Here is a 3,649-nt window from a genome sequence, read left to right as displayed (position 1 = left end):
GCGACCTCCGTGCGGCGGCTGCCGGGCAGCATCGCGATGACCGGGCGCGCCGGGTCGAGACCGAAGCCGGCGCGCAGCGCCTCGCGCGGCGCCGAGGGGCGCACGAGGTCGACGAGGGGGTGTCCGACGTACTCTGCGCGCACGCCGGCCTCGCGGAAGAAGGCCTCCTCGAAGGGCAGGATGCACAGGGCGAGGTCGACGGTGCGGCGGATCTCGCGCAGCCGGCCGCGCCGCCACGCCCAGACCTGCGGCGTGATGAAGTAGACGACACGCAGGCCCAGCGCGCGCGCGACCGACGCCAGGCGCAGGTTGAAGTCCGGCGAGTCCACCAGCAGCACCACGGCGGGGCGCCGCCGCGCCAGCTCCGCCTTGAGGCGCCCCAGCAGCCTGACTATGGACGCGAGCCGGGGCACGGCCTCCGTCACGCCGACGATCGACAGCTCGCCGATGCCGGCGGACTGGCGCTGCCCGGCTGCCGCGAGCCGGGGCCCGCCGACGCCCCAGGCCGCCAGGTCCGGGCGGGTCCGGCGCAGCGCGGTCAGCAGGGCGGCGGCGTGGAGGTCCCCGGAGACCTCGCAGGCCGAGATGAAGATCTCAGGCGCCGGCATCAGCGTCGCCGCACCCCCAGAGCGCGACGCCGTGCGCATCGAGGAGCGCGAGCGTCTCCTCGCGCTGGAGAAAGAGCGTGCGCCCGGCCTCGATCGCGAGGACGGCGGCGCGGGCGGCGACAACCGAGCGGGCCGTCTCGACGCCGACGGTGGGGACGTCGAAGCGCATGTCCTGCGCGGGCTTCGCGGTCTTGACGACGACCGTCCCGGGGCCCGCGACCTCGCCTGCGCGGCGGATCGTCAGGTCGGTTCCCTCGAGCGCCTCGACCGCCACCGGCGCCAGGTGCCGGACGACGACCGTCTGGCCGATGTCGAGGCGCCCGATCTCGCGCGCCAGCCGCAGGCCGAAGGCGACGTCCGCCAGCTCCTCGCGGGTCGGCGCGCGGCGCGAGAGCCTTCCTGCCGGCGCGAACAGCGGCGCGAGCCAGCGGCCGGCCTCCGCGACGGCGACCCCCTCGCGCGCCAGTTCCTCCACCACGGCGCGCAGGATGGTGTCGTCGCGCCGGTCGGCCAGCGACATCCAGATGCGCACCGCGCGCAGGTCGGGGCGGAAGTCCGAGAAGGCGCGCGCCTTGTGCACCTTGCCCAGCAGCAGCGCGGAGGCCACGCCCGCGTCGCGGAAGGCGCGGATCAGCCGCTCGACCTGCCCGAGGTGCAGCGCGTGGTACTCGTCGACCAGCCCGGCCAGGGCGTCGCGCGTCTCGTCATCGAAGCCGACGGCGACGACGCGGTGCCCGGCCGCGCGCAGCGTGCGCGCCGCGATGGCCGGCAGCTCGCCGCAGCCGGCGATGAGGCCGACGGGGGCGCCCGCGTCCGGTGCGGTTCCCACCTAGCGCGTCAGGCCCCGCTTGGTGGTGCGGATGAACTCCAGCAGTTCCGCGGCCTCGGCGCAGTCGGGGAGCTCGCGGGCAACCGCCTCGGTCGCCGCCTTGAGCGTCAGCCCCGAGCGGAAGAGCAGCCGGTAGGCCTTCTTGAGATCCGCGATGCACTCCTCGGAGTACCCGTGGCGCTTGAGGCCGACGAGGTTGAGCCCGTAGAGCTTGGCGCGCTCGCCCGAGGCGATGCAGAAGGGCGGCACGTCCAGCGCGACGCCGCTGACCCCGCCGATCATCGCCATCCGGCCGACCCGCGCCCACTGGTGCACGGCCACGAGACCGCCGAGGATCGCGTGGTCGTCGATGCGGATGTGGCCGGCGAGCGCCGCGCAGTTGGCCATGATGACGTGGCTGCCGATGGTGCTGTCGTGGGCGACGTGCGCGTAGGCCATGAAGAAGCAGTCCGAGCCGATGCGCGTGACGCCGCCGCCCTTCATCGTGCCGCGGTTGATCGTCACGAACTCGCGGAAGACGTTGCGCTCGCCGACGTCCAGCCGCGTCGGCTCGCCCTTGTAGGTCAGGTCCTGCGGCGCCGAGCCGATCGAGGCGAAGGGGAAGATCTGCGTGCCCGCGCCGATCGCGCACGGGCCGAGCACCGAGGCGTGGTGGCCGACCTTGACGCCGTCGCCGAGGCGCACCCCGTCGCCGATCACCGCGAACGGGCCGACCTCGACGCCCGCGCCCAGCTCCGCCCCCGGCTCGACCAGCGCCGCCGGGTGGACGCCCGCGCTCACGCGCCCTCCCGGTCGCGCGTGATCATCGCCTGCAACGTCGCGTCGCAGACGAGCGTGTCGCCGACGAAGGCCTTGCCCATCACGCGCCAGATCGTCTCGCGCCGCTTCTCGATCTCCACCTCGAAGCGCAGCTGGTCGCCGGGGACCACCGGCTTGCGAAAGCGCGCGCTGTCGATCGTCATGAAGAAGACCTTGCGGTCGCCGAGGTCAGCGCCCTGGCTCTGCAGCGCGAGGAAGCCGCCGGCCTGCGCCATGGCCTCGACGATGAGCACGCCCGGCATGATCGGGAAGCCCGGGAAGTGCCCGTTGAAGAAGGGCTCGTTGAAGGTCACGTTCTTGATGGCGACCATCTTCAGCCCGTCGATCGAGAGCACCCGGTCGACGAGGAGGAAGGGATAGCGGTGGGGGAGCTTGTCCATGATCTGGCGGATGTCGTACTGCATGTGGCTGCTACCTCCCTGGTTCGGTTGCGCGCGCCGCCGCGGCCTCGGCGGCCGCGAGGCGCTTCTCCAGCTCGGCGACCCGCCGCCGCAGCTGCGGGAGTTGTTCGAATACGGCCTGGCTCCTGAGGAACTCCCCGTGCGGCTGCGGCCCGAAGCCGGCCACCGTCGCTCCGGGCGCGACGTGCCTGAGCACGGCGGCCTGGCCCCCGACGCGCGCCCCGGGGCCGACCACGGCGTGGTCGCCGACGCCGGCCTGGCCCGCGAGCACCGCCCCCGCGCCGATGCTGGCGCTGCCGCCGATGCCGACCTGCGCGACGAGGATCGCGTGCTCGCCGATCTGGACGTTGTGGCCGACCTGCACGAGGTTGTCGATCTTCGTCCCGCGGCCGATCCGCGTGATCCCGACGGTGGCGCGGTCGATGGTCGCCCCCGCGCCGACCTCCACGTCCTCGCCGATCTCGACGGTGCCGATCTGCGGGATCTTGCGGTGGGCGGCGCCGTCGAAGACGTAGCCGAAGCCGTCGGCGCCGACGACCGACCCCGCGTGCAGGATCGCGCGGGCGCCGACGCTCACCCGCTCGAGCACGATCGCCCCCGGGTGCAGCAACGCGTCCTCGCCGATCGCGGCGCCCGCGCCGACGTGGCTCTGCGCGCGCAGCTCCGCGCGGGCCCCGATGCGCGCGCCGGCGCCCACGTAGCACAGCGCGCCGACGGACGCCGTGGGGTCGACAACGGCGCCGGGCTCGACGACCGCCGTCGGGTGGACGCCGGGGACGGCGTGCCGGCGCGGGTGGAAGAGCTCGAGCGCGGCGGCGAAGGCCAGGCGCGGGTTGGACAGCCGGATGACGTTGCGCCCCGGCAGCTCGAGCCCCGGGGGCAGGAGCACGGCCTCCGCCCGCCCGGCCGCCGCCGTCTGCAGGTGGCGCGCGTCCTCGACGAAGGTCAGATCGCCGGGGCCCGCCTCCGCCAGCCCGGCGGCGCCCGTGAGC

Annotated in this window: 5 protein-coding genes; all 5 read right to left on the bottom strand. The window is 74.6% G+C overall.

Annotated features, from left to right (window positions below):
* A partial coding sequence (locus VI078_14075) for a lipid-A-disaccharide synthase (protein HEY6000411.1) occupies window positions 1-608 on the bottom strand: 608 nt, incomplete at its 3' end.
* Entirely contained in the window at window positions 595-1,437 is an 843-nt protein-coding gene (gene lpxI, locus VI078_14070) for a UDP-2,3-diacylglucosamine diphosphatase LpxI (protein ID HEY6000410.1), read from the bottom strand. The genes lpxI and VI078_14075, both read right to left, overlap by 14 nt.
* Window positions 1,438-2,217 carry an acyl-ACP--UDP-N-acetylglucosamine O-acyltransferase gene (gene lpxA / locus VI078_14065; GenBank protein HEY6000409.1) on the bottom strand — a complete coding sequence of 260 codons (780 nt, stop codon included), beginning with the start codon at window positions 2,215-2,217 and terminating at the stop codon, window positions 1,438-1,440.
* A complete protein-coding gene (gene fabZ, locus VI078_14060; protein HEY6000408.1) occupies window positions 2,214-2,660 on the bottom strand; it encodes a 3-hydroxyacyl-ACP dehydratase FabZ in 447 nt (148 codons plus the stop codon). The genes lpxA and fabZ overlap by 4 nt, the downstream gene beginning before the upstream one ends.
* A 7-nt stretch (window positions 2,661-2,667) precedes the next feature.
* Window positions 2,668-3,649: UDP-3-O-(3-hydroxymyristoyl)glucosamine N-acyltransferase (gene lpxD, locus VI078_14055; protein ID HEY6000407.1), on the bottom strand; the 982-nt coding region annotated here is incomplete at its 5' end.

Source organism: bacterium (assembly GCA_036524115.1).
GTDB lineage: Bacteria > JAUVQV01 > JAUVQV01 > JAUVQV01 > DATDCY01 > DATDCY01.
Note: the sequence above shows the minus strand (reverse complement) of the source record. Positions and strands in the feature narration are given on the sequence as shown.

Coding starts and splice junctions, on each gene's coding strand:
- fabZ (HEY6000408.1), bottom strand. CDS start 2,660: ATGCAGTACGACATCCGCCAGATCATGGACAAGCTCCCCCACCGCTAT.